Consider the following 23,980-nt stretch of genomic DNA (forward strand, 5'->3'; position numbering starts at 1 on the left):
AGCCCAGACAAGGATCAAAGGGGTGGACGGACAGTAAGGCAGGGAGCAGGATTGTGCCATGGATATCCAAGACGCACTCCTCAAGCAGGCACAAATCAAGGCCCAGGACTCCACCTTGGTGGCAACGTTCGATATTGACGGCACCATTCCGGGAACGGGCGCCTACGTGGTGGGCCTGGTTGGCGCCACGCCGGACTATTCAACGCAGCGGCGCCTGTGCATTGAGTTCATGAACGGGGAGGCCATTGCCTTCTACTCGTTCAACCGTGAACAGGGCACGGAAGAAAACTATGATCTTTCCGGGGTTACCCACTCGGAGAACAGGATTACCGGGCACTTTCCGCTCACGGCCATTGATGGCCTGGGCCAAGGCCATGTCATGTCTGCCTTCAGCGAGGCAGACGGACGGGAATACCAGTCGGGTGTCCCGGTAGAGGAAGCCCTTTAGGGCCCCCTGAACAGCGGGTCAGCTGTTCTCTTTGTGGACCCGCAGTTCGAGTTCAATGAAGCCGGAGATCATCGCCCGGTACGTGGACTCCACGATGTCCGGATCGATGTCCTTCTTTTCGGCGGCTGAGCGGACGTGTTCGATGATCCGCTCCACGCGGCCCGGAGCCCGGACCTCCGCGTCGTCGCCCTTCAGCGTTCCGGCTATCCGGATCAGCCGCTCGCGGCGGGCGATAAGGGTGACAATCTGGTCATCCACTTCATCCACAGCAATGCGGACGGCAGCGAGCTGCTCTTTGTCGGCCAAAGCATCCCGTTCGTTCCCTTGAATAGTTGCCATCGTCTGACAGTATCGAACCATGCAGCCCAGAGTCGACTTCATCTCGTTAGGTGTCCGCAGCGTTGCCGCATCCCGCGCGTTTTATGTTGCAGGCCTTGGCTGGCCGGTCCACCGTGAGCTTCCCGGCGACGTGGTGTTCATCCAGGTAAACCACGGACTGGTGCTCTCCCTGTGGGACGTGCGCCAGATGCAGGCAGACGCCGGGGTCAGCCCGCCCGGGCCCGTCCCCTGCATAACGCTCAGCCACAACCTTCCCAGCACGGCGGACGTGGACCGTGTCATGGAAGAAGTTGCCGCAGCGGGGGCAGCAATCATCTCCGAGCCCATCACCCAGCCCTGGGGTGGGTACAGCGGCTACTTCGCGGACCCGGACGGCTATCGCTGGGAAGTGGCGTACAACCCCACCTGGGCAGTGGACGACGACGGCGCGGTCACCGTATAGCGCCCGTCCGTCCCTTTCGCCGGGGCTGCTGGAGCCGCGCTGCTAGAAGAGTGCTTCCACGGGCTGGATCAGCTGGGGTCCGTTGTTCCGCACGTTCCCCACTTCCTTGCCCACTGAGTCCACGTGCCAGCCGGCCGCAACGTCTTTGACCCCCGCCCGAACGAGGTCCACCAGGCCGGCCGCGTCGTCGGCCTGGGGGTCGAGCCAGGCCTGCATCGTGGCTTTGTCCATTGGCAGTGGTACCCGGTCATGGAGGGCAGTCAGCTTTCCGAATACTGTTGATTCGCTGCCGGGAGGCGGGGTGTCCGTGGTGAGGATGGACGTGGAGAGGATCCAGCCGCCGGGCTCCCCGGCGGGCCACGACGGGTCCTTCCACCACTCGTAGAGTCCGGCGAAAACCAGGCCCTTGCCCTCACCCGGATGCACGTAGTAGGGCTGCTTGGATTTTCCCGGGCCCTGCTTCCATTCGTAATAGCCGTCGGCCGGTACGGCGCAGCGGCGTGACTGGATGGCTTTGCGGAAGGCCGGCTTTTCAAGCACCGATTCACTGCGGGCGTTGATCATCCGGGAGCCGATCCCCGGGTCCTTGGCCCACGACGGGACCAGGCCCCACCGGGCCGCGTGGAGCTGGCGGACCTGCTTGGGCGCCGGCCCGTCCTCCACCAGGCGCTCCAGGACGATCGGGACATCATCCGTTGGCGCTACATTCCACGACGGCGGAATGCTCACCTCCTCCTCAAGCTCGGCGTCGAACTCGGCCAGGAGGTCCCCTACGGCACGTGCCATCACATAGCGTCCACACATGGCTCCAGCATGCCATCGGCGGGAATCAGTGTCATCCGGGAGGCATGTGAAGCGCCTGCTGCCGGCGGTGCCCGGGAATAGTCGGCCCCGCGTTACCGTTGACGGGAACGAAAACCGTTATCGACACAGAGGAGAGCTTTCGTGGACTTCACTCCCGAATCCGGCAGCATCACCATGTTTTCCACCACCTGGTGCGGCTACTGCAACCGGCTGAAGAAGCAGCTTGATGCCCAGGGCATCGGCTACACCGAGATCAACATCGAGGAAGTGGAAGGCACCGCCGAACTCGTGGAGCAGCTGAACGGCGGCAACCGCACGGTCCCCACCGTCCTCTTCCCGGACGGAACCGCTGCCACCAACCCTTCCGCTGCCGAAGTCAAGACCAGGCTCGCAGCGTAGTCCTCGCAGCAGAGTTCCCTGCCCCAGGCTGACCAGGACCCCCTTCCCCCGCGGCCCGGCGTCAGCAGCTCGAACATTTAGAACGGGACCAGCATCGATTGATGCTGGTCCCGTTCTGTTTGCTCAGTATGCCGGGGCCCTGTCGAGCCGGGGTCACGCCGCCAGGCTGCTGAAGGGGGCGGCCTGGAGGGTGGCGTGGCCGGCGTAGGTGTCCAGAAGTGCCTGCTCCACCACAGCAACGTCCACCCCGGGCACAAGATCGTCCACGGCCCCTGCGGTGGCAGGCACCCAGTCCAGTCCCAGGGCAGCATAGCTGTCCGTCAGGACTTTGCGGATGGGCGCGGAGTTTTCCACCACGATGACAGAGCTGAAAAGCCAGCCGCCTGCCACCACCCGCTGGGCCGTGCCCACCAGCTTGATCCGGTGCTTACTGTCGGCCGGGTCCGTGCCGTGCACGCTGAACTCCCCGGGGCAGTATTCACCGGGAATCTCGCCAACTGCCGCCTGTACCCCGACACGGCGCAGGGCCTGCGCGAACAGGTCCCCGAAGTAGCCGAACCTTGTTTTGGAGCCGGCGATGGCATCCGCGTCCGGCTCTATGTGGTCCACCACCAGGGTTCCCTGATGGTAGGCGGCGGCACGCCCGCCGGCCCTGCGCACCAGGGGTTCGAAGCCATTGGCGCGGCAGGCCTGCGCCGCCGCCTCGAATCCCGGCAGCCGGGTGTCCCGCTGCCCGAAGGCGACGGTGGGTGCGGGCCGGTAAAGCCGCAGGAGGGGACCACTCTCCCCGTTCCTGGCCCTGGAAAGCAGCTCCAGGCCGAACTCGAGGTCACGTCCGGCCCCCAGCGACCTGTCCTGCCGTACGACTGTCAGCGTGCGGGCTCCGGGACCGCCGTCGTTCATGTTGCCAAGCTCCCTATGGTCTTTGTGCAGATCCTCGTTGTCACGGCATCGCTGTCGCAGCAGCTGCCGGCACAGCGGCCCACCCTTCCGGGCGGCCTGCGTAAGCGGCCGCGGACAGACAAAGCCTAGGGTACCCCGCCGGCGGTGCCTGGCCGGTCAGGTCCTGCGCAGCGTCAGGATCTGCTCGGCGCGGCCGAACGGCCCCTGGAGGTCGTGCAGGACGGTGGACGTCAGGCCGATTCCGTCCCGCCCGAAGGTGACGGCGTTGTCCAGGCCCAGCCACTCCCCCTCCGGGCGGCGGTACATGTGGATCTGCAGGTCAAGGTTGGGAAAGGCATAGCTGTCCCTGCCGGGAGGCACCCTGGCAGCGATGCCGTTGGCGGTATCCACCAGTCCCGCCAGCCGGGCCAGGTCGCCGCTGTCGGCCTTGTCTGTCAGGGGGTGCCCGGTCCGCAGCCAGACTTTTCCGGCTCCCGGCCGGTGCCCTTCGGCCACCCGCATTTCCAGTGAGCGGATAAAGCCGCCCGGCCATACGGCGGCACCGTCATATGGCTTGCAGTCCTCCGGCCCCGGGATGGGGCTGTCTTCAATGGCAGCCACCGGCGCCGTGTCGCTGGTAACCATCCGCCAGGCCGTAGCACGAATGGCGGTCCGGCCGCCGGCGACCAGTTCCGCCTGGAGGAGTTCGATGGTCTTGCCGGGCCTGAGGGTGGTGGTTTCAATGCGGAACTCCCCGGCCGGAATGAGGCCCAGGATCTCGTAACTGATCCGCGCCATGCGCATATCGGCACGGGGCTGGTGCCGTTCCAGGCTGTCAGCCATCAGGCCGGAGGCCGGTGCCATGTGCTGCTCGTGTGCGTTCCAGGCACCCTGGGCGTGGATGGTGGACCGGAAACGTCCCCCGCTGAGGTCCAGGTAGTAGAAGTTTCCTTCCGCCAGTTCAGGCAGGTCTGCGGTCAACGGGTGGCCCTTCCGGAGTTCCAGTGAATCGGCCTTAACTGTATCCCGCCGGCTGCCGGCCGCCTCGGGCGGCCCGGCCCGCAGGGCGCAACACGGCAACTCAAGGGACGCGGCGAAATGTTGGGGCCCGCAGGGATTCCTCCGACTAGACTCAGGAACTGGTCCTGTCAGCAACCCTCGGAAGAGGTGTTCCATGCGCGTCATCAGCTACAACCTCCGCAAACACGCAGCGAGCGGTGAACTCCTCGCCCTGGCGAAGAATCATGACATTGATGCGCTCTGCCTCCAGGAAGTCGATGCCGCCGACCTCCCCGAAACCCTGGGCCCGCTGCATTTGGCAGATGTCACGAAAGGCAACCGGCTGGGGTTGGCCATCTATTACCGCACCAGCCGTTTCACGGCGCTGGACACCCAGTCCTTCGCGCTGAAAAAGTCGATGCACGACCGTGTACTGGCTCCCGCCCATGAGCGGCTGATCGGGACCCGGGTCATGGACAACGCGACGCAGCATGAGCTGGTGATCGGTTCGTTCCACGCGGCACCGCTCACGGCATCCAATTCGCTGCGGCGCAAGCAGATCCATGCTGCCCACGCCGAGCTCCTGAGCATGGGCAGGGGGCTGATGACTTTGATGGTCGGCGACTTCAACTACCCGTTCTTCACGAAGAACCTGCACATGCACATGAAGAACTCCGGCTATGCGCTGTCCCTCAGCAACCGCCGCACCTACACGCGTTACAAGGTTTTCAAAGGCCACTTCGACTTTGCCACGTCACTGGGCCTGGACATCGAAAGCGTGGAAACCCTGCCGCGCGGAAACTCGGACCACCTGCCCATCCTGGTCACCGCCGAATACGGCCCCGACTACTAGGATTCCAGCTCCAGCCGGCCGCGGAGTTCCGGCCAGGAGGCGGCAAAGCCCGGGTGCAGTTCAAGGCCGGCCACCTCGGGCAGCGGAACCCACCGCAGCTCCAGGCTTTCCGGATCGCTGATCATGGGCTCGAACGGCTCCCGCACGAATACCACCACGGTGGTGTAGGACCAGTAGCCCAGGTCCAGCAGGGCCGTGAAGAGGACATCGACATTGTCCGCAGGGACTGCGGCTTCCTCATAAGCCTCCCGGAGCGCGCCTGTGACCGGCTCCTCGCCCTCATGCAAGGCGCCGCCGGGCAGGCCCCAGGTTCCCCCGTTGTGGCTCCAGACGGCACGGTGCTGCAACAAAACGCCCTTGCCGGGATCGTATGCCAGCACCCCGGCCGCGCCGAACCGCCCCCAGAAGCGCCCCCGGTTCCCCTCGACCCAGGCATCTCCGGGATCGCGGGGACCGGTACGGACGGGTGGAGCGGAAGACGCCGTGAACGACGGGTTGTGATCCATCGCTCCAGTCTGACAGGTGCAGCGGGTGCGGCGCACCCGCCGCCCGCCCCGGCCCTCAGGCCCGCTTCTGCTGCCCGCGCTCGACGGCGAAATCGCCGCCGGGATACATGATGGTCTCGTGGCCGTCGTCGAAGCAGACGAGGTATGGCGGCGTGCCGCCCTGGCCCCGCACCTCGAGGATCACTCCATGCCTGTCCGTGGCCCCCACAGTCCTGCCATGCACAATGATGCGGTCGCCCTGCGCTGCCTCCATGGCAATCACCTCCAAGCCCAGATTACGACTGGCCTCCTGCACTGAAAAAGGGGCAACGGAAAAAGGGGGAAGGGAATAGGGGGCAGCGCCGGGGCCAGGGAAACGGCCACTGGAAAAGGCCGCGGAGGAGGCAGGACGTGGCAGGATTTCCTGCATGCCGCTGAACCTCGTACTGGTCGCCGATACCCATGTCCCCAAGCGCGCCCGCAGCCTGCCTGCCCAAGTGTGGGCCGCCGTCGAAAGTGCCGACGTGGTCTTTCACGCCGGTGACTGGGTGGCGGCGCCTGTCCTGGATGAGTTCGAGCAGCGGAGCCGCTCGGTGGTGGGCGTCTACGGGAACAACGACGGGCCGGAATTGCGCCGGCGGCTTCCGGAAACCGCCACCGTCACGCTCGAAGGCGTCCGTTTTGCGATGGTGCATGAAACGGGCCAGGCCAAGGGGCGGGAGGCGCGGTGTGAGGCGCTTTACCCGGAGGCGGACGTCCTGGTGTTCGCCCACAGCCATATCCCGTGGGACACCGAATCGCCGCGGGGCCTGCGGCTGCTGAACCCGGGATCCCCCACCGACCGCCGCCGCCAGCCGGCCTGTACCTACATGACGGCGGTGGTGGATGCGGGCAGGCTGGCTGAGGTCCGGCTGGTGCAGGTCAGCCGGGACTGACCCAGGGTTGGCAGGGGCCCTCCTGATTGCCTAGGCTTGGAACGGTAAGCATGCTTAGCTTTTGTGTTCCATCCACGCAACTTGTTCCAACCGAACAAACAGGAGGACCGCCATGACAGACCAGTACACCTTCCGAAATCCGGTTACCGCCTATGAGAAGATTTCGCCGCCGGAGCAGCACCAGCCCGAGCCCGGCCTGGACGCCGAACTGACCCCCAAGGCCGACCTCGGCGAGGAGACCTACCGCGGTACCGGCCGCCTGGACGGGCGGAAAGCGATCGTGACGGGCGCGGACTCCGGGATCGGCGCGGCAACGGCCATCGCCTTCGCCCGGGAGGGCGCCGACGTCGTACTGTCCTACCTGCCGGAAGAGGAGGAGGATGCCGCCCGCATCGCCGGCATCATCGAGGCCGCCGGCCGCAAAGCAGTAAAGGTTCCGGGCGACCTCAAGGACGCCTCCGTCTGCCGCGACGTGGTGGACACAGCCGTTGCCGTGCTGGGTGGAATAGACATTTTGGTTAACAACGCCGGAAAACAGGTTACCCAGGAGGACCTCACCGACATCACGGACGAGCAGTTCGACCACACGCTGAAGACCAATGTGTATGCGATGTTCTGGCTCACCAAGGCAGCACTGCCCCACATGCCGGCCGGCTCCACCATCATCAACACCACGTCCATCCAGGCCTACAACCCGTCACCCACGCTGCTGGACTATGCCACCACCAAAGCCAGCATCAACAACTTCACCAAGGGCCTGGCCCAGCAGCTGGCACCCAAGGGCATCCGCGTCAACGCGGTGGCCCCCGGACCCATCTGGACTCCGCTCCAGGTCAGCAGCGGCCAGCCCAAGGAGGAATTGCCCGAGTTCGGGCAGTCCACTCCCCTGGGCCGGGCGGGCCAGCCGGCGGAGCTCGCTCCCGCGTACGTCTTCCTCGCTTCGGCGGAATCCAGCTACGTGGTGGGCGAGACGCTGAACGTCAATGGCGGCAACCCCACCCCCTAAGAGTCAGTCCCCATCCTGCTGCGTGAGCAGGGCGTCCGTGGCCTCGTCAGGCTGGCCGTCAAAGAACTGGGCCAGGACGGTCTTGAATACCGTTTCACCCGGCGCTGCGCGAAGGAACAGCGTCATGGACGAATGCAGTTTGCGGGCGTCGACGCCGCCCAGGATCTCCTGGGCGGCGGCGCGGCCGGCGTGGTTGGTCAGCGCCTGGCAGCATTCCAGCAGCCGCGGGCCCAGGACCTCATGGTCCAGGTACGCCCGGGCTTCATCAAGTGAGGTGATGGCGTATTTCCGGGAGGTAGGGCTTTGGCCGAGGCCGGCCAGCTGCGGAAAGATGAACCACATCCAGTGCCCTGTCTTGTTCCCGAGCTGCAGCTCGGCCAGCGCCTGCCCGTAGGTGCCGCCCTTCCCGGTGCCGCCGCTGTCCTGGGCGGTCACAAAGCGTTCCAGGTCATAGGGATCGTTCATGGTTTTCTCCTTTGTGCGGGGCTTCAACGCTTTTGTACGGGACTTCGGCGCGGCAACACTCAAGGAAGGCTGCTGCCGCGCGCAGCTGCCGGTCCGGATCCTGGCTCCACCTGGCAAGAACCACGTTCGCCTTCTGGCGGTCGCGGCCCGCCAGCCCCGAGACAAGGGGCGCCACAACATCACCCAGCAGCGGTGTTGCCAGCTCAGGGCTTTCCGCCGAGCGCAAAAAGCCCTCAATCCGCGTCAGGTCTGAGTGGCTCAGGAGTTTCCACCTTGACTGCAGTAGCACGACGGCGGCGAGCCGCCGCTCAAAGACCGGCCTGGCACCCGGTTTCGGCCGGCCCCATAATGCTGATGCGAGCAGGACGACGCCGTCGCGGTCCAGCTCCTTGAACTTCCGAAGCGCGTCCCGGACAGTGCCGCGGACGGCGCCCACCGAGGAACCGTAGGAGGCGAGGCTCCCGCCCAGGCGGGACTCGACGTCGTCCGCCCGGTACCAGGCGCCCTCATTCTGCAGCGTGCGGTCAACAAAGCCGGCGACGCCGGCAATGTAGTCCGGGGAGCTGCTCATCGGGCCCGGCCCACGGCCGCATGCAGGATACAGACCGCAGTCCAGGGCCTGGCCTCGAGCCGGCCGTCCGCGATGTCTTCCCCGCAGACGGCGCACGTGCCGTAGGTACCGTCCGCAATCCTCGCCAACGCTGCCTCCACCTGGTCAAGGCCGGCAGTGCTTTGCCTGAGCAGGGCCGACGCCTGTGAGAGCTCAAACGCGATGGTGGGGCCCTCGGGATCGTGCTCGTCGTCCACATTCGAGTCCTGGCGTGCAAAATTGGCCGAGGCGATGTCAGCGCGCAGTGCCGGGAGCAGTGCCACCTTCCGCTCCCGTTCCTCCTCAAGGAGTATCCGGAACCTCTCGAAATCAGGCATGGGAAAAGCCTACTCGGGCAACGCCTACACTGTTTTCATGCGCCCCCAAGGAGCACCAGGTAGCTGGCTGGCGCCGCCGCGGGCCAGGGGCCGGCGGCAGCGTGCGGCCTTGCTGGCACTTGCAGGAGCAGCAGCCGGCATGGTCTCCTGTTCCGTCCCGGAGCCGCCGACGGCAACGGAACAGCCCCCGGTAACAGTGGAGATTAACCAGTCCCGCGACCAGTACGGCAAGCAAGCCATTCAACTGCAGTTCACGAACGTATCCGGAGGCAGGCCACTGCTTCGGCATTGCTGACCCGCCCCGGGCAGCCCGCGCGCCAGGAAATGACTGTCGTCGCAGCCGACCCCTTCGGAGTCCTTGTGAGGAACAACACCGAACTATGTTTCGCCGGGGCGGCGGACGCGGTGGCTGGCTTCGCACTCGGCTCCCATCTTGAGGTCGGCGGCGAAGGCCGTAGCGCCGTCGTCCGCCTGACTGTGGCACCAAAGCCGAAAGCTGCCGGCCCGGCGCAGGCCTTTACGATTGCCACCGTGAACGGGCGGGAAGGCCAGCTGAAAATTGCCGCCGGAGACGTTTTGCGTGCGCAACTTTATGACTTTGTTACGAAGACCTGCAACGTGGAGCAGTAAATCCTTATCACGCGAGGTCAGAAGGGGCGGGGCGCCCTGGAATCCAGTCGTTTGCTAAACCGAGAGAAGCGCCTCGCATGTTACCCAAATGTGACTTTTGGGTGCGAAGCAGGTTATGGTCTTCTGGTGTCCCTCTCAAACGGGACATTCCCGTCAGTATGCCGAGCCCTGCCACTGAACCGGGAACCAATCGCTTTCCAGCTGGCAGGGACGGGGGAACCAAGTTTCCACGGCCGTAACAGGCCTTGGGGTTAAGTCGATAGCGCCTCTGTCCCGCACAGAGCCGCTGCCGGCCGGGTATCTCCAACCCGAACCCGACAGCTCACCCCGCAGGCATGGGAGAGGCGATCAACTGTGTCAAAAAATTCCACCACCGCCCGTCACCGCGCGACTCCGGCCCGCTCAATCGTGCTGCAGGGCTTGGCTGTCTCGGCCAAGTCGCAGGCCCGGACACTGAGCCGCCCGGCCCTCGCCGTTGCAGCTGCATCCGGCATTGCGTTTGGCGTCGGAGCTCCGGCGCACGCAGGCGTGACCGGCCCGGACACCACCGAAACCACTAACGTCCAGGCCACGGCGGCTCCCGCTGCCGCCGTTGCTGCCCCCGCAGCACCTGCTGCAAACGTTCACACCGTGGTCTCCGGTGACACCCTCGGAGCCATCTCGGCCTCCTACGGCGTCAGCCTGAACGATGTCCTGTCTGCCAACGGCCTCTCGATCTCCACGATCATCTACCCGGGCGACCAGATCAGCATTCCGGGTGCCGGCTACGTTGCTGCGGCCCCGGCTGCCGCTCCGGCTCCCGTCCAGACTGCTGCCGCCACCGCACCGGCAAACACCGGCATGGGCCTGTCCTACGCCTCCACCACGGCGGCGCCGGCTCCTGCTCCGGCTCCTGCTCCTGCTCCTGCCGCAACCGGCACGGGCACCGGCGCAGCCATCCTGGCTTCGGCCTACGGCCAGCTCGGCGCTACCCAGGACTGCACCGCCATGGTGGAGCAGGCACTGCGCAGCGTCGGCAAGTCCGTTGGCGACCTGGCCCCCGGGCAGTTCTACCAGTACGGCTCGACCGTCGGCACCCCTGCCCCGGGTGACCTCGTCATCACCGCCGGCCACGTCGGCGTCTACGCCGGCGACGGCCAGGTTGTCAGCGGCGGCGTGGACGGCTACAAGACCGAGGTCCACTCCATCAGCTGGCTCGGCGGGGCCTCCTTCGTCCGGGTAGCGTAGTCACCCAGGACTTGGTCTAGCCGGCCCGTCCAGGGCCGAGCCGCTTCACGGAAGGGGCGGCAGGCGGGAGTTCTCCCGCCTGCCGCCCCTTTCCGCGTCCCGCCACTTTGCTCAGGTGCCGCAGAAAGTCCGGTAGTTACCGAAGTCCTCCGGCGGCGCCTCGGTGTAGCGCTCCAGCCCCTCACGCTCCTCGTACGGGGACCGCACAACGTCCAGGAACCGGTTGAACGGGTCAAGGTCACCCTCAGTGGCCGCTGCCAGCGCTTCCTCCACCAGGTGGTTGCGGGGGATGTACACGGGGTTCACCCTGTCCATCTGCACCGGATCGGGCTTCAGGGCTGCCCAGCGTCCGGCCCAGGCATCGAAGGCTGCAAGGTCCAGGACCATTCCACGGGCAGGCCGTGAATTCCCGCGTGCGGTGTGCGCCAGGTTCCGGAAAAACTGTGTGTAATCAACAGGGCCGTCCTTTAGGAGTGCGATGACGCCATCCACCAGCTCGGAGGCCTCGTCCCCTTCGGCGCCTTCTGCCGGGCCTGCCGCCAGGCCGAGCTTCGCCTTCATACCGCCAAACCACGCATCGCTGTACTGGCCGCGGAATTTACCCAGGGCCTCCACAGCCGGGGCAACTGCCTGTTCCTGGTCCTCGTTGAAGAGCGGCAGCATGGCCTCGGCAAGCCGGGCAAGGTTCCACTCCGCGAGTACCGGCTGGTTGGCGTAGGCGTAGCGTCCTCCGACGTCGATGGAGCTGTAGACCGCAGCAGGGTTGAAAGCGTCCATGAAGGCGCACGGGCCGTAGTCGATGGTTTCCCCGGAGATGGTCATGTTGTCCGTATTCATGACACCGTGCACAAAACCCACGAGCATCCACTGGGCCACGAGCTTCGCCTGTGCAGCCACCACTGCCTCGAAGAGTGCGAGGTAGGGGTGCTCAGCCTGGGCGCTTTCCGGGTAATGCCTGCTGATGGCGTGGTCCGCCAGCCGGCGCAGGAGTTCCATGTTCTCCGTGGCGCGGGCGTACTGGAAGCTGCCCACCCGGAGGTGGCTGCTTGCCACCCGTGCCAAAACCGCGCCCGGCAGCATAGTGTCGCGTCGCACAAGCCGGCCCGTAGCAACGACGGCGAGGGCACGGGTAGTGGGTATGTTCAGCGCGTGCATCGCCTCGCTGACGAGGTACTCCCGCAGCATTGGCCCGACGACGGCGCGGCCGTCGCCTGCGCGGGCGAAGGGCGTCCGGCCGGAACCTTTGAGGTGAACGTCCCGCAGGCGCCCCTCGGTATCGAGGATCTCGCCAAGGAGGAGTGCGCGCCCGTCGCCCAGCAGGGGCGAGTAGCCGCCAAACTGGTGGCCGGCGTAAGCCTGGGCCACAGGCGTGGCCCCCGTCGGCACGTGGTTGCCCAGGAGGAGCCGGACGCCTTCCGGGGTGCGCAGGTATTCCGGCGACAGTCCCAGCTCGTCCGCCAGTGCGTCGTTAAGAACCAGCAGTTGGGGCTCCGGCGCTTCCTCCGCCTGCCAGGGAACGGCCAGTTCCGCCAGCTCACGGGCAAAACGGCCTTCGAAAGTGAAAGTTGATTCTGCTGCAGCAGTCATGGGTTAACCCTATCGCCGTGGTTGTTTGTCCGCCGGTTGACCAGCCAGGTGATGAGCCACAGGATCACACCGATTGCCATCAGTCCGCCGGCGATTTGATACTGGATCACGTTTCGGCCCACCCACGGGCCCGCGAGGAACGCGCAGAGCAACGCTGCCACGAGCGGCAGGGGTCCCGGGGAGGTGAAGAAAACCTTCCGGTGCGGGTCCCGTTTGCGGCGCAGGACCACGCAGGCCACGTTGACCACCGTGAAGACGCACAGCAGCAGGAAGGCTGTAGTGCCGGAAAGATTTGCCACAATGTTGCTCGCGGGATCGCTGGTGACATACAGGATGAGGCCGAGTGCCAGGAGGGTGGAGAAGGCGATTCCGGCCCATGGGGTGCGGCGAACCCGCAGAACTTTCCCCAGCGGGCGGGGCAGGACGCGCTGGCGGGCCATCCCGTAAATCAGCCTGCTGGCCATCAGCATGTTGATGAGTGCCGTATTGGCGACCGCGAACACCGCCAGGAACGGAAAGACCCTGTCGATGGGGAAGTCCGGCGATCCCTTATGGACGACTTCAAGCAGCGCAGCACCTTCCGCTTCCCTGATGCCCTCGAGTTCGATGGGCGACAGGACGCTTACCACTGAAACCGCCACGAGCATGTACAGCAGCACCGCGATGCCCAGGCCGGTTAGCATGGTGCGGGGAAAGATTTTTTCCGGATTGCGGGTCTCTTCCACCATGTTCACCGAATCCTCGAAGCCCACCATGGCGAAGAAGGCGATGGAGGTGGCTGCCGTGACGGCCAGGAACAGTCCCTTGTCCTGGTAGTCATTGAACACGAAGATCTCACCGGGGTTGCCGGTTCCCCGGGCCATGACGAAGAATCCGACGCCGATGACGATGCAGAGCGCGGCCATCTCAACCGCCGTGAGGACGACATTGAACTTGACGCTTTCCCCCACGCCCCGCAGGTTGATGGCGGCCAGGAGGAGCATGAAAGCAAGGGCGACGGCGGTAATGACCCCCTGCCCGGGCATGCCCATCCAGCCGTTGACTTCCAGGCCCCCAAAGAGGTTTTGGGCCAGCACGTTGGCGGACGTGGAGGCGCTGGTGATGCCCGAGCAGACGACGGCGAAGGCGACCAGGAAGGTGACGAAGTGGATGCCGAACGCTTTGTGGGTGTAAAGCGCCGCCCCTGCAGCCTGGGGATACTGCGTGACCAGTTCCAGGTAGGAGAAGGCCGTCAGCGTGGCCACCACGAACGCCAGCAGGAATGGCAGCCAGACCAGGCCGCCCACGGTGCCGGCCATGGTTCCGGTCACGGCGTACACTCCGGCACCCAGGATGTCTCCCACGATGAAGAGCAGCAGGAGCTTGGGCCCGAGCACACGCTTCAGGGTGGGCTCGGTGCCGTGGGGGGTGACGTCGGAGACTTCTTCGGACGTGGTGCTCATCTGGAGCCTCCGCGGCTTGAAGAGTTTTGTGGCGTCACGGTGTCAACAGGGTCTGCTGCGGCGGTGCGTTCCTGTGGCCAGCGCCGCCGCTGGGGAAAGTCGATCCGCTGCAGGTCACGGGCGGCTATGACCGTAGTTCCGGGCGCCTTTTCCCTCGCCTGCAGGGAAAGTGGTGCGGAGTCGTCGCCGTAGCGTGACGAGAAGTGTGTCAGCACCAGGGTGCGGGCATCCGCGCCCCCCGCCAGTTGCCCTGCCTGGCCGGCGGTGAGGTGGCGGTACTGACCCGCCAACCCGCCGTCGTCGTTGCTGAACGTGGACTCCGCAACGAGGAGGTCGACGCCGTCAGCGAGTTCATCGGCACCTGGACAGGGTGCGGTGTCCATCACGAAGGCAAAGCGCTGCCCGGGACGCGGAACACTGACATCATCAAGACGGACGCCGGCAAGGGCGCCTTCGCGCTGCAGCCGGCCAATGTCCGGACCTTCTATCCCCGTCTCCGTGAGGCGTTCCGGCAGCAAGGTCCGGCTGTCCGGTTCCTCCAGGCGGTAGCCGTAGGTCTCTATCCTGTGTTTCAGCGGGCGGACCTGAAGTCCGTCGGCTACGCTGCCGCTGCCGCCGTGCGGGTGGAGCCTGAGGTCTATGCCGGGCGAGCTGACGGACACGAGGGCACGCACCACTTCATCCCCCGATGCCGGATAGTGAAGGTGAACCGGGTGGGCCACTCCATCGAGGGCCATGCGCGACAGCACGCCGGGCAATCCGAAGCAGTGGTCGCCGTGCACATGGGTGAGGCAGATGCGGGTGATCCGGCTGGCCGATACCCCCGCGTGGATCATCTGCCGCTGCGTCCCCTCGCCCGGATCAAAGAGGATGCCGTCACCGTCCCAGCGCAGCAGGTAGCCGTTATGGTTCCGGGTGCGTGTGGGCACTTGGGAGGCAGTGCCAAGGATGACGAGTTCCCGCATACTTCCACCAAAAAGCAGGTTCCGGACGAATCCGGGACCTGCTTTCGTGGATGCTGTGGCGGCTCAGCGCCGCCGGAGCATTCCCATGATTCTGTTGGCTACCCCGCCGGACCTGGCTCCGGCCGCACCGGTGGTGCCGGGCGTGCGGCCGGTGGCGCTCATTCCTGGCCTGCGGACTGTTCCGCCGGTCCCGGTCTTGCCGGAAAATCGTCCAGCGGCATTCCTGATCATGCTTCCCAAGTTCATGCGAAACTCCTTCAGTAGTGATCCTGCCAACCGATATTCATCAGCCTGCTTATTATTTTAGCCTAGTTTTGCGCAACGTCGAGGGTAACGTCCGAATCAGTGCAGGAGCCAGGACCCGTCGTGCGGCGGTTCGGGTTTCCGGCGCAGCTTGCGAATGAGGAAGAGGAAAGGCCAGGCCGCCAGCTGCAGCAGGCCTGCAACGATCAACAGGGCGACCACAAGGACCAAAACCGGTGAATACAGGAGGAACACTCCGACTGCGGCCGCGATGTAACCGCCGATCAGCGCCAGAACGGCACCGGTATCCATTGCAACTCCTCTGACATGCCTGGATGAGCCTGGTCGCAGGAAGGCCAGCAGAAGAGGTGTTTATGGTCGGAAAGTCCGGTCGCTGGGACGACCTTTTCGGGCGGCCACTAAGCATCCCTCCGGAATGCCGGGATATATCATCCAATCTGCAACGGCGGCCGCATACTTCCTAACGGTCATCCAAGAATACTCCCCCGCCGGGAGGCGGGAAAGAACCTTCCATCCTCCCCGACGATCCCCTCAGCGCTCCAGGTCGTCGGGGTCGAACTCGCTTAATGGAGAGCCACCAAAGTTTTCGGTGTCGTCACTTCCCTCAGCCTCGGGACCTGTGGGGTTTTCACCGAAGTCCACATCGGCAACAGCCTCCCCGAGAGTAGGGGTAAGGGGAGCGTCCTGCGGGCCGCCGGCTTCCTGCCGCGCCTGCGGCGATGCGTCGCGGAAGGCCTGATCGCTAAGAAAGTCCTCTTCTTCTCCGGATACTGCCTCATCCTGCAGCAGCGGATCCTCCTGCCAGCGGTCCGGGTTGTTCTCGGCAGCGCCCGGGTAGCTGTCCGGTTCGCCCTTGACAGGGTCAAGCTCAAGGGAGGAAGCCGCACCCGGAGCCTCGTCCAGGAGCACGTCGTCATCCTGGACAACTTCAAGATCGTCATCGGGAAGGTTCTGTTCCGTCATGGTGATGCCTTTCTCTCGAACAGCTTGACCAAACAATGGTAAGCATACTGACGACGTGGTGGCGGCGCTAACTGTCCTGCAGCTACACGGCATAGAGGAGAGAATCACACGCCCGCGCCACGTGACTTTAGGCCCTACAACTGCCCTGGGCTGGCCGCCATTCTTATACATCAAGCTGCAGGTTGGTTCACTGGGCCTCACTCTCCTGCCTCGCTGCACAACTGTCCCTGTTCCTACGTCCCCGGGTTGGGCCTCATGAAAAAGACAGCCTCAGTGGTACTGCTCATCCTTGGGATCCTGATCTCGATCGTTGGAGCCGCCGCCCTGGCCGGGGGCGCAGTGGCGTCAGTAGCAGGGTCTGCGCAGGGGGACGGATACCTCTCCTCGGGTACCGGCCGCTTCTCGATCGGATCCCACGCCCTCAGCTCCCCCCGGCTGGAATCCGTGGGCGAAGGCATTCCACCCCGCCTGCCTTTCGACGTCGGTACGCTCCGCCTGCACGCCTCTTCCGTGGATCGCGGCAAGGAAATCTTCATCGGGATTGCCCCGCAGGCCGACGTCGAAAAGTACCTTTCAGGCGTGCACCATTCGGAACTGCTCGAAGTGGACAGCCGCCCCTTCCGTGCGGAATACCGCGACATTCCCGGCACCAACACGCCCGCGCCTCCGGCAGAGCAGACATTCTGGAGCGCATCCGTCTCCGACCCGGGTGAGCAGGAGCTCACCTGGGACTTTGCCGCCGGCACCTGGGCGATAGTCATCATGAATGCCGACGCCAGTTCCGGAATGGATACGAGGGTGCAGGCAGGGTTCCGTTCCGACCTGATCAGGCCGGCCGCCACCGGCCTGCTGGTGGGCGGAACCATAGCGCTCGCCATCGGGCTCCCCCTGCTGATCCTGGGGGCAGTGGGAATCGGCCGGCATGCAGGCCCGTCCTCGGGCGGACCTGTTGGGCCGGCCGGCCCGGGCGGACCCGCGCCCGGCTACCCGGCGTACCCCGCGCACCAGGGTTACCGGGCGGGAACGGGAACCCCGGGAACGGGGGGAACAGGAGTCCCGGGGACGGCAGTTCCGGGAACACCCGGGGCAGGCGCCCCTGGAAGGCCGGGAGCACCAGGAATGCCGTCACAGGCCCAGCCGAGCGCCGGTGAACCGGCAGACCGTGCTCCCTACCCTGCCAGGCTCTTCGGCGAGCTGGATCCCGGCCTGTCACGGGCAATGTGGCTGGTGAAGTGGTTCCTGGCCATTCCGCATTTCATCCTGCTGGTCTTCCTGTGGTTTGCATTCCTGGTGACCACGATCGTTGCAGGGTTCGCCATCCTGTTCACCGGGCGTTACCCGCGGGCGCTGTTCGATTTCAACGTCGGGGTCATACGCTGGAACTGGAGGGTGGCGTTCTACGCCTACGCGGCTGCAGGAACCGACCTCTACCCGCCCTTCACCCTGCGTCGCACCAACTATCCCGCGGACTTCGAGGTGGACTACCCGGAGCGGCTTTCCCGCGGGCTGGTGCTCGTCAAGTGGTGGCTTCTGTCCATTCCGCACCTGCTCATCGTTGCCGCCCTCGCCGGCACCACCTGGACTTGGGCGGCAGGAACCGACGATTTGGGAACAACCACGTATGAACAGGGAACAGGCATGTCTTTGCTGGGGCTGCTGGTCCTGATAGCGGTGGTGGCCCTGCTCTTCACCGGCCGGTACCTGCGCCCGCTGTTCGACCTGATACTGGGCGTCAACCGCTGGATTTACCGCGTGATGACCTACACGGCCCTGATGCGGGATGAGTACCCTCCCTTCCGGCTCGACCAGGGACCTGGTGAAGCCCCGGCGCATCTTTCGGCCCTGCCCCTGCCGGATTCCACCGGAAGGAGCTGATATGAGTACTGCTGGAGCACCATTCGCCCGCATAGTCGTGGGAGTCGATGGGTCGGAGGCATCCATTGCGGCATTGCGGCAGGCTCAGCGCCTTGCAACCCCCTTAGGGGCAAAGGTCCTAGCCAATGCGTATTGGGATTACCCGCAGGTCTACACGGGCTACGTAATGATGGGTATCGAGGGCTTCGAGGAACGTGCCGCTGAGATCCTTGACGAGGCGGTCAGAACCGCGTTCGACGGCGACACGCCGTCGAACGTCATCTCCAGCCTGATCCGCGGGCATCCGCGGGAATCGCTGATCGAAGCCAGCCGCGAAGCAGACATGGTGGTGGTGGGAAGGCGGGGAAACGGCGGCTTTGGCGGGCTGCTGCTGGGCTCGGTCAGTTCGGCGCTGGTGGCCCATGCCCATTGTCCAGTACTGGTGGTCCATACACCGAACGAGGCATCCTGAAGAAGGGCTGGGAGGGGTGCGGGCTGCTCGATAGTTTTTAGGAAGAGGCCATGAATGACGGCAAGGATGCTGCCTCCGAGGCACAAGCAGCGTGATCGTAAATCCTGTGGAGGAACTGCGCACGTCCAACGGACTTTCTGCCGCAGTTGCCGGTGCTGCCATCCAGCGGATGTTTGCCCTGCACCTGGACAAGGAAAACAGGCTTCTGATGCCGTTCATCGTCAGCTCCCCCAGCATGTCCCTTGCCCAGTTAGTGCAGGACGCGGGCTCTCATCATCACTAATTGACTGCATCATTCATTGAGCGCCGCCGCCGGGGTTCTTCTCCTGTGCGCCACTTTCTAGTCCGGCTTTTCCTGGCGGGGCTTTCTCCGAAGCATGGACCACCAGGACGGGACAGTGGGCGTGGCTGACGCAAGCGGAGCTCACGGAACCCAGTACCAGGCTGCCGCGGCCCCGCCTGCCCACGACGAGAAGCGAGGCGGTCCGGCTCCCTTCTATCAACGCATCTGCCGCTTTGCCGCGCACGAGCCTTGCGCGGACCGGAGCTGGCCGCTCGTCGCCAAACGCGGCAGCAAGGGCCTGCTCCAGCGACTGCTTGGCGGCGTGCTCAAAGCCCTCAACTCCTACAACCAGGTAGAGCCCGAAACCGGGGGGAACGTCCCAGCATGTCCAGGCCTCTACGGATGCGTCCAGCCGCCCCGCCAGGGAAGCGGCGGTACGGAGTGCAGCAATGGAAGCATCAGAGCCGTCCACACCGACGATGATCTTCGGGCGCACTTGGCTGGCATCCATCGTGCGGCTCCGTTTCTCTTGGGCGGACAACTCCAAGACTGGAGAACGTTTGACCCCGGGGATAGGGCCGAAGGTCACAGGCTGAGCCGGGACAGGGTGTGTATGGCAGGCGTTGTAGGATCAGGAAATCCGGACTTAGGTCCCTTCCAGCTGGATTGGAAGCAGGGAACTATGAAGGCACGCCTCCGGTGCGGGCAGTTCCACATACCGGTTGACAATCATTTTGGAAGAGCGTTGGGAGCGTAGGGTGCAAAGGCATGAGTCAGGCCCGGAAGGAGCCGCAGATTCGCAGGGGCCCCTTCGTGTGTTCATCCTGGACGACCACGAACTTGTCCGGCAGGGGCTGAAGGACCTCCTGGAAGGCGAGGGGTTTGCGGTGGTAGGTGAAAGCGGGTCGGCGGCGGAGGCCACTCGGCGGATTCCCGCCCTCAAGCCGGATATCGCCATCCTGGATGGACGGCTTCCGGACGGTACCGGAATAGAGGTCTGCCGGGATGTGCGCTCGTTCGATCCGCGCCTGAAGTGCCTGATCCTGACCAGTTACGACGACGAACAGGCCATCCGCGGGGCAGTCCTGGCCGGGGCGTCCGGCTACATCCTGAAGCAAATCAGGAGCGATGACCTCCTGGCCGGGATCCGCAGGGCGGCAGCGGGTCAATCGCTGTTTGAGCCCGGGGTGAAAGAACGCATCATTGAGGGCCTTTCGAAGACTCCCACCGACCCGCGGCTGGAAGGGCTCAGCGCCCAGGAGAAGAAAGTCCTGACCCTGATAGGGCAGGGACTGACGAACCGCCAAATAGGCGAAGAACTCTACCTGGCCGAGAAGACCGTCAAGAACTACGTATCCTCGATCCTGGCCAAACTGGGATTTGAGCGGCGTACGCAGGCGGCCGTTTACGTAACCCGGAACCAGGATACTCCCTGACTGGAGGCCCGGGTTATTGGTGGAAGACGGACCAATTGATCCGGGTGCCCTTTCCCGGCGCACTGTCTATGGTGCAGGTGCCACCCAGCAACTCTGCCCGGTGCCGCAGATTGACCAGGCCGCTCACTTTAGCTGGCCGATCGAAGCCATCACCGTTGTCGCTGATGTGCAGCCTGACCTGTTCCCGCCCGACTGAGACCTCGATCTGGATCTCGTCAGCCCTTGAATGCCTGGTCGCGTTGCTCAACCCTTTGGAAAGGACGGAGAGCACGTGGACGGCCACGTCCTCCCCCACTGAATCTACTGGACCGTTGAGGGCCACTTTGGGGCCGGTTTGGTGGTTCCGGGAGGTGTCCCCTACCACCTGCATGATGCGGCTGGTCAGGGGTTCGCGTTCTTACCCCTGTGCGGAGCGAGTAGCTGGTGTCACGCAGTTTCCTGCTGGTGTCGTCCAGTTCCAGGGTCACCGCAGCCATCCGTTCGTTCGCCACAGGATCCACGGTGTACCGGCGCAGGCTCTGGATGCTCAGGCCGGAGGCGAAGAACCGCTGGATGACCAGATCGTGCAAATCGCGCGCGACGCGTTCCCGGTCGGTGAACAGGGGGTTCTGCTCGCGGGGCTAACGCGGGCCAAGTCCAGGGCCAGCCCGATCCTGTTTCCGAAGAGTGAGCTGGACTCCACCTCGGCCTGACTGTAGGACGCCAAGCCCTGCGGACGGGCGAGCAGCAGCACTGCACCCCTGCACACCTGAGACGGGCAGCGCCGTTTCGGCAACGAGGTCCGCCGTCATTTCCGTCAGGTAAAGGTTGCCAAACACTTCGTCCCGGACGCGCACCGGCACCCCGAGGAAGTTGTTCATGGGCGGATGGTTGTGGGGAAAACCTGCGGCCACGGGATGCTGGCCGAGGTCACGGAGACGCAGAGGCTGCGGCTCGCGGATCAGATGTCCCAGGACACCATGTCCGGTGGGCAGGTCGCCGATGGACCTGATGCTTCCGCACCGACCAGTTCACAGGCTGACCCCACCAGGCGGTCCAGTAGGCTTCCAGGCTCAGATCCCCCCCCCCGCCAGGGCCACGACCGCTGACAGCAGTCCGTTCATCCGTTCCTGCGTCTGCAGCAGCTCGTCTGCACGGGAAACAAAGTCCCTGAGGAAATCCTCCGCCCTTCCTTTCATGGGAGAGGGCCAGGGCTCAGTGCTCAGGTCCGGCTTCCTGTTGATGCGGCCCCCGCCATTGCGGGCCCTCAGCAGCGCTGCGCTGGTCTGGGGAGGTTGCTTTCCCCGGCAACGTCACCTTCGCCTGAGCACGAAGTGTTGTTTTGGGACCAGTGTAAGAGACCAAGTCAAGGGCTGAAACGTCCGTTACGGGCACGGACCGCGGCCACAGGGCAGTGCGCCGCGGGACCTTCTTCCCTACCCGGCCGGAATTCCCACGCCTAAGCTACGGCCATGGAAACAGCTGCAGCTGAACCGGAAGCGGAAAGCCTGGGCGTACATGACTGCTGGAGGTACCTGCGGTCAAGGTCCGTCGGCCGGCTGGCTTTCATGCACGGGGAATGGGTGGAAATCTTTCCCGTCAACTACGTCCCAAGCAACGGCACCCTGCTGATTCGTACCGGCGCGAGGACCAAGCTGGATGCCGTGGCCGAGCGTAAGGCAGTTTCCCTGGAAGCGGACGGGCTGAACCAGTACGGCACCATAGCGTGGAGCATTGTGGTGAAGGGCCATGCTGCCGCTGTCAGCGATGAGGAAGATTTCGAGGACGCGGCCGAGGCAGGCTTGTCCCCCTTGCAGGCAGGCCCAAGAATGCCCCCGTCCGGGTAGCACCCGAGGAGGTTACCGGGCGAAGATTCGTCATCGCTCCCCCAAGCCACTGGTGGTCCCCTCAGCAGCCCGCCAGCCGGCCCTGAAAACAAGAGACCAAAAGAAGGCCCCCAATGGACGCAAGCAAGCCTATCGCCGTCGCCATTACCGATTCCTCTCCTTCCCAGGCCGCCCTGCAGTGGGCAGCCGCCCGTGCCCGGCGGCTCAAGCTGCCGCTGGTTATCCTGCATGTCCTCGATGACCGCTGGATGGCAGGCGAAGCGTTGGAGGCACTTCCCTATATTGACGTCCTTCGGAAATCCGGGCAGGACATGCTGGAAGAAGCGGCAGAACGCGTCCGCGGCGCTGAACCGGATTTGCAGGTTACAGCGGCACTGCTGGAGGGCAGCGTCGGGGCATCCCTCGGCGAGTATTCCAGGAACGCTTCCATGCTGGTGCTGGGCAGCAGTGGGCATAACCGCGGCGCCCTGACCGACCGGGCCCTCCAGGCCGCTGCGACGGCCGAATCGCCGGTGGCAGTGGTTGGACCGGCACAGGAGGACGGGCACGGCATTGTGGTCGGCGTCGACGGGTCGGAGGAATCGACGCAGGCCGTTGCCTTCGCTGCTTCCGAGGCTGATGCATTGGGCGAGGAGCTGACCGTCCTTTACGCCTTCACCGGCCCCAACAGGTGGATCAGGGCCGGGCTTCCATCCAGCCGCTTCGCAGAACACGTGATGGAAGAGGAGCAGGTCGTCCTGTCGGAAACTGTTGCCGGACTCCGCCAGGATTACCCCGGGCTGGTGGTGCACGCGGTTCTGGAAACTGTCATGGAACCGGCCGATGCCCTGGTCCGGGCAGCTGCCGGGGCCAGGATGCTCGTGGTGGGCAGCCGGGGCAGGGGGCGTTTCAGCAGGCTGCTTTTGGGTTCCACGGCGCACGGCGTGCTGACCCAGCCGCCGTGCCCCACAGTGATCACCCGGCTGAAGAAATTACGGCATGAAAAGTGACGGGCAGGGCCGGTAGCGACACGATGTTGAACGCTGGGAAACGGAGGAAGCATTGCTCGCATGGTGGGTGGGCCACCCCGGGCCCATGTCTACCCGTCCGCTGGTCAAAGGCTTTCGTGACAGCCCAAAGCCCCTGGCCAAAGAAGTCCTGGTGGACGTGAGCGTCTGTGGCATTTGCCGGACGGACCTTCATCTTGCCGAGGGGGACCTCCAACCGCGTCACTCTGCGGTCATCCCCGGACATGAGGCGGTGGGGGTTGTAGTTGGCAGCGGACCGGGCAGCTCCCGCTTCACCAAGGGCGACAGGGTCGGCGTCGCCTGGCTGGGCGGCGTCTGCGGCATGTGCGCCTACTGCCGCCGGGGAGACGAGAACCTGTGCTCCTCACCTGTCTTCACGGGATGGGACAAGGACGGCGGCTACGCCCAGCAGCTCACAGTACCGGAAGACTTTGCCTACCCAATTCCGGACATTTTCAGCGACGAACAGGCGGCTCCGCTGCTATGTTCGGGCCTTATCGGATACCGCGCCCTGAAACGGGCCAGCGTCCCGGCGGGAGGGCGGCTGGGCATCTACGGCTTTGGGAGTTCAGCCCACTTGACAGCCCAGCTGGCCATGCACCAGGGCGCGTCCGTCTTCGTCATGACCCGTTCCGCGGCAGGCCGGGAGCTCGCCCAGGATCTGGGGGCGGAATACGTAGGAGACGCGTACAAGCACCCGCCGGTGCCGCTCGATTCGGCCATTCTCTTTGCGCCCGTGGGTGACCTGGTGCCGGTGGCACTCCGCGCATTGGACCGCGGCGGGACACTCGCGATCGCCGGCATCCACCTCACCGACATCCCTTCCCTGAACTACCAGGCGCATCTGTTCTTCGAGCGCCAGGTATGCAGCGTCACAGCCAATACCCGGGCTGACGGGCAGGAATTCTTTGCCCTGGCGGCAGAGATTCCGCTGTCCCCCGCCACCATCTCATACCCCTTCGACGCGGCGGACACAGCCCTGGCTGACCTTGCTGCGAACCGGATCACCGGTTCCGCAGTCCTGCAGGTCCGTGAGTAGG

General features: G+C 64.9%; 33 protein-coding genes, 1 pseudogene and 1 riboswitch. Of the genes and pseudogenes, 15 read left to right on the forward strand and 19 right to left on the reverse strand.

The genetic code is table 11. The annotated features are described in order from the left end of the window. Positions 1–58 precede the first annotated feature (58 nt). The gene (locus FDW81_RS08955; protein ID WP_138133834.1) at positions 59–448 is read left to right on the forward strand and encodes a hypothetical protein; all 390 of its coding nucleotides are present in this window, start codon (positions 59–61) and stop codon (positions 446–448) included. A gap of 18 nt (positions 449–466) precedes the next feature. On the opposite strand, the gene FDW81_RS08960 is transcribed toward FDW81_RS08955, so the two are convergent. Further along, complete coding sequence (locus FDW81_RS08960; RefSeq protein ID WP_138133835.1) at positions 467–787, reverse strand: chorismate mutase; 321 nt, start codon at positions 785–787, stop codon at positions 467–469. 19 nt (positions 788–806) lie between these two features. Here FDW81_RS08960 and FDW81_RS08965 point away from each other — a divergent pair, with 19 nt between their 5' ends. Then, positions 807–1,229: a VOC family protein gene (locus tag FDW81_RS08965; protein WP_138133836.1), complete on the forward strand. Its 423-nt coding sequence runs from the start codon at positions 807–809 to the stop codon at positions 1,227–1,229. A 42-nt stretch (positions 1,230–1,271) separates the two neighbouring features. Here the strand turns inward: FDW81_RS08965 and FDW81_RS08970 are convergent, their stop codons facing one another. Beyond that, on the reverse strand, positions 1,272–2,033 hold the full coding sequence (locus FDW81_RS08970) for an SOS response-associated peptidase (RefSeq protein WP_138133837.1): 762 nt from the start codon (positions 2,031–2,033) through the stop codon (positions 1,272–1,274). Between the two features lie 141 nt (positions 2,034–2,174). On the opposite strand from FDW81_RS08970, the gene FDW81_RS08975 reads away from it, so the two are divergent. Next, entirely contained in the window at positions 2,175–2,432 is a 258-nt protein-coding gene (locus tag FDW81_RS08975) for a mycoredoxin (protein WP_013601136.1), read from the forward strand. A 153-nt stretch (positions 2,433–2,585) separates the two neighbouring features. Here the strand turns inward: FDW81_RS08975 and FDW81_RS08980 are convergent, their stop codons facing one another. Further along, positions 2,586–3,335: a lipoate--protein ligase family protein gene (locus FDW81_RS08980; RefSeq protein ID WP_138133838.1), complete on the reverse strand. Its 750-nt coding sequence runs from the start codon at positions 3,333–3,335 to the stop codon at positions 2,586–2,588. A gap of 156 nt (positions 3,336–3,491) precedes the next feature. Then, the gene (locus tag FDW81_RS08985) at positions 3,492–4,295 is read right to left on the reverse strand and encodes a thioesterase family protein (RefSeq protein WP_138133839.1); all 804 of its coding nucleotides are present in this window, start codon (positions 4,293–4,295) and stop codon (positions 3,492–3,494) included. 193 nt (positions 4,296–4,488) lie between these two features. Here FDW81_RS08985 and FDW81_RS08990 point away from each other — a divergent pair, with 193 nt between their 5' ends. Further along, on the forward strand, positions 4,489–5,166 hold the full coding sequence (locus FDW81_RS08990) for an endonuclease/exonuclease/phosphatase family protein (protein WP_138133840.1): 678 nt from the start codon (positions 4,489–4,491) through the stop codon (positions 5,164–5,166). On the opposite strand, the gene FDW81_RS08995 is transcribed toward FDW81_RS08990, so the two are convergent. Then, positions 5,163–5,672: an NUDIX domain-containing protein gene (locus FDW81_RS08995; RefSeq protein ID WP_138133841.1), complete on the reverse strand. Its 510-nt coding sequence runs from the start codon at positions 5,670–5,672 to the stop codon at positions 5,163–5,165. The two genes, FDW81_RS08990 and FDW81_RS08995, sit on opposite strands and share 4 nt — an antisense overlap. Positions 5,673–5,727: 55 nt before the next feature. Then, positions 5,728–5,925, reverse strand: a complete 198-nt coding sequence (locus FDW81_RS09000) for a DUF1918 domain-containing protein (protein WP_138133842.1) — start codon at positions 5,923–5,925, stop codon at positions 5,728–5,730. 154 nt (positions 5,926–6,079) lie between these two features. Here FDW81_RS09000 and FDW81_RS09005 point away from each other — a divergent pair, with 154 nt between their 5' ends. Together FDW81_RS09005 and FDW81_RS09010 are read left to right on the forward strand one after the other, a co-directional pair. After that, on the forward strand, positions 6,080–6,586 hold the full coding sequence (locus FDW81_RS09005; RefSeq protein WP_138133843.1) for a metallophosphoesterase: 507 nt from the start codon (positions 6,080–6,082) through the stop codon (positions 6,584–6,586). A 112-nt stretch (positions 6,587–6,698) separates the two neighbouring features. Next, entirely contained in the window at positions 6,699–7,592 is an 894-nt protein-coding gene (locus tag FDW81_RS09010; protein WP_138133844.1) for a glucose 1-dehydrogenase, read from the forward strand. A gap of 3 nt (positions 7,593–7,595) precedes the next feature. Here the strand turns inward: FDW81_RS09010 and FDW81_RS09015 are convergent, their stop codons facing one another. From FDW81_RS09015 to FDW81_RS09025, 3 genes are read right to left on the reverse strand one after another with little or no spacing between them, the layout of a single operon-like run. Continuing rightward, positions 7,596–8,057 (reverse strand): DUF1810 domain-containing protein, encoded by a 462-nt coding sequence (locus tag FDW81_RS09015; RefSeq protein WP_138133845.1) that lies wholly within the window; start codon positions 8,055–8,057, stop codon positions 7,596–7,598. Further along, on the reverse strand, positions 8,041–8,628 hold the full coding sequence (locus FDW81_RS09020) for a DNA alkylation repair protein (protein WP_138133846.1): 588 nt from the start codon (positions 8,626–8,628) through the stop codon (positions 8,041–8,043). Before FDW81_RS09020 ends, FDW81_RS09015 begins: the two co-directional genes overlap by 17 nt. Then, positions 8,625–8,984, reverse strand: coding sequence for a TraR/DksA C4-type zinc finger protein (locus tag FDW81_RS09025; RefSeq protein ID WP_138133847.1), 360 nt, complete (start codon positions 8,982–8,984; stop codon positions 8,625–8,627). Before FDW81_RS09025 ends, FDW81_RS09020 begins: the two co-directional genes overlap by 4 nt. A gap of 324 nt (positions 8,985–9,308) precedes the next feature. On the opposite strand from FDW81_RS09025, the gene FDW81_RS09030 reads away from it, so the two are divergent. Together FDW81_RS09030 and FDW81_RS09035 are read left to right on the forward strand one after the other, a co-directional pair. Continuing rightward, a complete protein-coding gene (locus tag FDW81_RS09030; RefSeq protein WP_138133848.1) occupies positions 9,309–9,614 on the forward strand; it encodes a hypothetical protein in 306 nt (101 codons plus the stop codon). Positions 9,615–9,763: 149 nt separating this feature from the next. Continuing rightward, positions 9,764–9,965: riboswitch (cyclic di-AMP (ydaO/yuaA leader) on the forward strand. Between the two features lie 3 nt (positions 9,966–9,968). Continuing rightward, on the forward strand, positions 9,969–10,841 hold the full coding sequence (locus FDW81_RS09035) for a LysM peptidoglycan-binding domain-containing protein (RefSeq protein ID WP_138133849.1): 873 nt from the start codon (positions 9,969–9,971) through the stop codon (positions 10,839–10,841). Between the two features lie 111 nt (positions 10,842–10,952). Here FDW81_RS09035 and FDW81_RS09040 read toward each other — a convergent pair whose 3' ends face one another. From FDW81_RS09040 to FDW81_RS09065, 6 genes are all read right to left on the reverse strand, one after another. Next, positions 10,953–12,428: a YdiU family protein gene (locus FDW81_RS09040; protein WP_138133850.1), complete on the reverse strand. Its 1,476-nt coding sequence runs from the start codon at positions 12,426–12,428 to the stop codon at positions 10,953–10,955. Continuing rightward, a complete protein-coding gene (locus FDW81_RS09045) occupies positions 12,425–13,870 on the reverse strand; it encodes an APC family permease (RefSeq protein WP_138133851.1) in 1,446 nt (481 codons plus the stop codon). The genes FDW81_RS09040 and FDW81_RS09045 overlap by 4 nt, the downstream gene beginning before the upstream one ends. Continuing rightward, positions 13,867–14,835 carry a ribonuclease Z gene (locus FDW81_RS09050; protein WP_138133852.1) on the reverse strand — a complete coding sequence of 323 codons (969 nt, stop codon included), beginning with the start codon at positions 14,833–14,835 and terminating at the stop codon, positions 13,867–13,869. Before FDW81_RS09050 ends, FDW81_RS09045 begins: the two co-directional genes overlap by 4 nt. 63 nt (positions 14,836–14,898) lie before the next feature. Continuing rightward, positions 14,899–15,081 (reverse strand): hypothetical protein, encoded by a 183-nt coding sequence (locus FDW81_RS09055; RefSeq protein WP_138133853.1) that lies wholly within the window; start codon positions 15,079–15,081, stop codon positions 14,899–14,901. Positions 15,082–15,177: 96 nt separating this feature from the next. Then, the gene (locus FDW81_RS09060) at positions 15,178–15,390 is read right to left on the reverse strand and encodes a hypothetical protein (RefSeq protein WP_138133854.1); all 213 of its coding nucleotides are present in this window, start codon (positions 15,388–15,390) and stop codon (positions 15,178–15,180) included. Between the two features lie 240 nt (positions 15,391–15,630). Then, the gene (locus tag FDW81_RS09065) at positions 15,631–16,062 is read right to left on the reverse strand and encodes a hypothetical protein (RefSeq protein ID WP_138133855.1); all 432 of its coding nucleotides are present in this window, start codon (positions 16,060–16,062) and stop codon (positions 15,631–15,633) included. A gap of 255 nt (positions 16,063–16,317) precedes the next feature. Here FDW81_RS09065 and FDW81_RS09070 point away from each other — a divergent pair, with 255 nt between their 5' ends. The 3 genes from FDW81_RS09070 to FDW81_RS09080 all read left to right on the forward strand — a co-directional run bounded on the left by FDW81_RS09070 (position 16,318) and on the right by FDW81_RS09080 (position 18,671). Next, on the forward strand, positions 16,318–17,937 hold the full coding sequence (locus FDW81_RS09070) for a DUF4389 domain-containing protein (protein ID WP_138133856.1): 1,620 nt from the start codon (positions 16,318–16,320) through the stop codon (positions 17,935–17,937). A gap of 1 nt (position 17,938) precedes the next feature. Beyond that, positions 17,939–18,388 (forward strand): universal stress protein, encoded by a 450-nt coding sequence (locus FDW81_RS09075; protein WP_138133857.1) that lies wholly within the window; start codon positions 17,939–17,941, stop codon positions 18,386–18,388. A 91-nt stretch (positions 18,389–18,479) separates the two neighbouring features. Beyond that, on the forward strand, positions 18,480–18,671 hold the full coding sequence (locus tag FDW81_RS09080) for a hypothetical protein (RefSeq protein WP_240720100.1): 192 nt from the start codon (positions 18,480–18,482) through the stop codon (positions 18,669–18,671). Positions 18,672–18,684: 13 nt separating this feature from the next. Here the strand turns inward: FDW81_RS09080 and FDW81_RS09085 are convergent, their stop codons facing one another. Continuing rightward, entirely contained in the window at positions 18,685–19,182 is a 498-nt protein-coding gene (locus FDW81_RS09085; protein ID WP_138133858.1) for a universal stress protein, read from the reverse strand. A 304-nt stretch (positions 19,183–19,486) separates the two neighbouring features. Here FDW81_RS09085 and FDW81_RS09090 point away from each other — a divergent pair, with 304 nt between their 5' ends. After that, entirely contained in the window at positions 19,487–20,107 is a 621-nt protein-coding gene (locus FDW81_RS09090; RefSeq protein ID WP_138133859.1) for a response regulator transcription factor, read from the forward strand. A 13-nt stretch (positions 20,108–20,120) separates the two neighbouring features. Here FDW81_RS09090 and FDW81_RS18430 read toward each other — a convergent pair whose 3' ends face one another. The 3 genes and pseudogenes from FDW81_RS18430 to FDW81_RS18650 all read right to left on the reverse strand — a co-directional run bounded on the left by FDW81_RS18430 (position 20,121) and on the right by FDW81_RS18650 (position 21,099). Then, positions 20,121–20,477, reverse strand: coding sequence for an ATP-binding protein (locus FDW81_RS18430; protein WP_240720114.1), 357 nt, complete (start codon positions 20,475–20,477; stop codon positions 20,121–20,123). Between the two features lie 91 nt (positions 20,478–20,568). Next, positions 20,569–20,676, reverse strand: a pseudogene (locus tag FDW81_RS18435) (hypothetical protein); the annotation flags it as partial. Between the two features lie 51 nt (positions 20,677–20,727). Continuing rightward, positions 20,728–21,099 (reverse strand): GAF domain-containing protein, encoded by a 372-nt coding sequence (locus FDW81_RS18650; protein ID WP_171027154.1) that lies wholly within the window; start codon positions 21,097–21,099, stop codon positions 20,728–20,730. Between the two features lie 459 nt (positions 21,100–21,558). On the opposite strand from FDW81_RS18650, the gene FDW81_RS09100 reads away from it, so the two are divergent. The 3 genes from FDW81_RS09100 (at position 21,559) to FDW81_RS09110 (ending at position 23,979) form a co-directional block, all read left to right on the forward strand. Then, entirely contained in the window at positions 21,559–21,933 is a 375-nt protein-coding gene (locus FDW81_RS09100) for a pyridoxamine 5'-phosphate oxidase family protein (protein ID WP_370278881.1), read from the forward strand. Positions 21,934–22,046: 113 nt separating this feature from the next. After that, entirely contained in the window at positions 22,047–22,922 is an 876-nt protein-coding gene (locus FDW81_RS09105) for a universal stress protein (RefSeq protein ID WP_138133860.1), read from the forward strand. 67 nt (positions 22,923–22,989) lie between these two features. Beyond that, positions 22,990–23,979 carry a zinc-dependent alcohol dehydrogenase family protein gene (locus tag FDW81_RS09110; protein WP_370278887.1) on the forward strand — a complete coding sequence of 330 codons (990 nt, stop codon included), beginning with the start codon at positions 22,990–22,992 and terminating at the stop codon, positions 23,977–23,979. Position 23,980 lies beyond the last annotated feature (1 nt).

It is taken from the genome of Pseudarthrobacter sp. NamB4 (assembly GCF_005796185.1).
Lineage (GTDB): Bacteria > Actinomycetota > Actinomycetes > Actinomycetales > Micrococcaceae > Arthrobacter.